This is a genomic window from Actinoplanes sp. NPDC048791 (assembly GCF_040650095.1).
Lineage (GTDB): Bacteria > Actinomycetota > Actinomycetes > Mycobacteriales > Micromonosporaceae > Actinoplanes.
In genome coordinates this window covers 1-2,096 of record NZ_JBEZGQ010001275.1, presented here as the reverse complement: position 1 = coordinate 2,096, position 2,096 = coordinate 1, and the positions used below count along the sequence as shown (strand labels likewise).

Sequence of the window (2,096 nt, the reverse complement as noted above, 5' to 3'; positions counted from 1 at the left end):
CCGCCAGCGTTCCCGCGGCGACTGTCGAGAGCACGGGGTGCAGGGTGGCCGTCTGGATCAGCTGGCTGAGCAGCCCGGCCTTGGCTCCGGCCGTGCCCGTCAGCGCCGCCGGTGCGGCCACGCCGATCGCGGCGCCGTCGAGTGCGAGCTTGCCGAGCAGCGGCAGGCCGAGGCCGGCGGGGACCGGCAGCAGGGTGAACATCGGCAGCAGCCGGTCGGTGAGCACGAAGCTGTCGGCCGCCCGGGCGCAGTACGGGCAGGTCCGGACGTGACGCGAGAGGCGCTTGCGCCACAGTGGACTCGGCGTGCCGTCCCAGCCTTCGGCCACCGCGGCGAGGCGGGGGCAGCGCGGCCGGTAGTCGAGCGCCGCGACCAGGGCCCGGCTGGCCTCGAGCTGGGTGCGCATCCGTTGCACGCGGACGCCGGCGTGGGCGACGCTCAGGCCCAGCGCGGATGCCAGCTCGGCCCGGGTCAGCTGGTCCGCGACCTCCAGCCACCACAGGGACAGCAGCGCCTGCTCGTCGGGGCCGAGCCAGTGACTCGCCCGTTCCACCTGCCGGCGCTGCCGGGACAGGTCGACCTGAAGCGCCGTGAGGTCCTCGGACGGGCTGTGCGGGTCGGGGATCCCGGTGGCCTCCTCCAGGTTCGCGGTGCGGGCGGCGGTGCGGTCGCGGCGGCGCAGATGGGTGCCGACCTGCCGGATCGCGATGGCGGCGAGCCAGGCGCGGAAGGTGGTCGGGGTACGCAGTTTCGGCAACTGCCGCAGCGCCCGCAGCATCACGTCCTGGACGATGTCGTCGACGTCCGGGTGGGCCCCGAGACCGCGGCGCACGATCGTGTAGACCAGCGGCAGGTAGGTCGCGGCCACCTCTTCCAGCGCTCTGCGATCGCCGGCCTGCGCGGCGGCGACCAGAGCGGCGTCGTTGGTGCGTGTGCTTCGCATTTCCCCATCACTAGTCGTCCCGGGCAACGCATCGTACGCCGACGGCGGCGCGCCCGACGTGGCCAGGCTTTCCCGTTTCCGCAATCTCAGAAAGTTTCCCGGAAAAACGTTATGAGCCCTGGAGTACGGAAGTCGCACTCAATTTTGTTCGTGAAAAAGTGTTACGAGAAAGGCTTTCGCAGCGGGGAGAAACGCCCCTTGAACGGCTCGAAACAATCTGGCAACATTGGCGGATCTGAATGTATGTTAACGCTCACATCGACCGAAGGAGCACTCGTGCAGGTTTATCACCGCGCCGGTCGCCACGCCCTGCGGATGCTGGTCATGCTGGCTCTCGTCCTGGTCGGCGCGGCTGTACCGGGCACCGCGGCGCACGCGGAGTCCAACGGCGGAGTGCGCGTGATGCCGCTGGGCGATTCGATCACCGAAGGCACCCAGGTGCCGGGCGGTTACCGCATCGGCCTGTGGCAGCGCCTGGCCGCCGCCGGCTACCGCAACGATTTCGTCGGCTCGCAGTTCAACGGGCCGGGCTCCCTCGGCGACCACGATCACGAGGGCCACCCCGGCTGGCGCATCGACCAGATCGACGCCTCCATCACCGGCTGGCTCAACACGTCCCGGCCGCGCACCGTCCTGCTGCACATCGGCACCAACGACATCCTGCAGAACTACAACGTGTCCGGCGCACCGGCCCGGCTGTCGACCCTGATCGACCACATCACCGCGGCCGCCCCGGACGCCGACGTCCTCGTCGCCACCATCATCCCGCTGGCGAACGCCGGCCAGGAGTCAGCGGCGCGGAACTTCAACGCCGCCGTCCCCGGCATCGTGCAGAGCAAGGTCAACGCCGGCCGGCGCGTCCACCTCGTCGACATGCACGCCGCGCTGAACACCGGTGACCTCATCGACGGTGTCCACCCCACCGCCGGCGGCTACGACAAGATGGCCGCCACCTGGTACAACGCCCTGCGGGCGGTGCCCGGCAGCATCGGCAACCCGGGCGGCGGCAGCGGGAACCTGCTCACCAACGGCGACCTGGAGAACGGCACCACGGGCTGGACCCCGTTCGGCAGCGCGACCCTGACGTCCGTCACCGGCACGGCCCACGGCGGCACGCGGTCCCACCTAGCCCACCGACGCCCCGCGGCCTGGA

The 2,096-nt window shown here is 70.8% G+C and carries 2 protein-coding genes; one reads left to right on the top strand and one right to left on the bottom strand.

Annotation, left to right across the window (positions count from 1 at the left end; all coding sequences use genetic code 11):
- Positions 1-943, bottom strand: a 943-nt coding sequence (locus AB0C29_RS45345) for a sigma-70 family RNA polymerase sigma factor (protein WP_360834141.1), incomplete at its 3' end; no start/stop codon positions are given.
- 315 nt (positions 944-1,258) lie between these two features.
- On the opposite strand from AB0C29_RS45345, the gene AB0C29_RS45340 reads away from it, so the two are divergent.
- Positions 1,259-2,096, top strand: an 838-nt coding sequence (locus AB0C29_RS45340; RefSeq protein WP_360834143.1) for a GDSL-type esterase/lipase family protein, incomplete at its 3' end; no start/stop codon positions are given.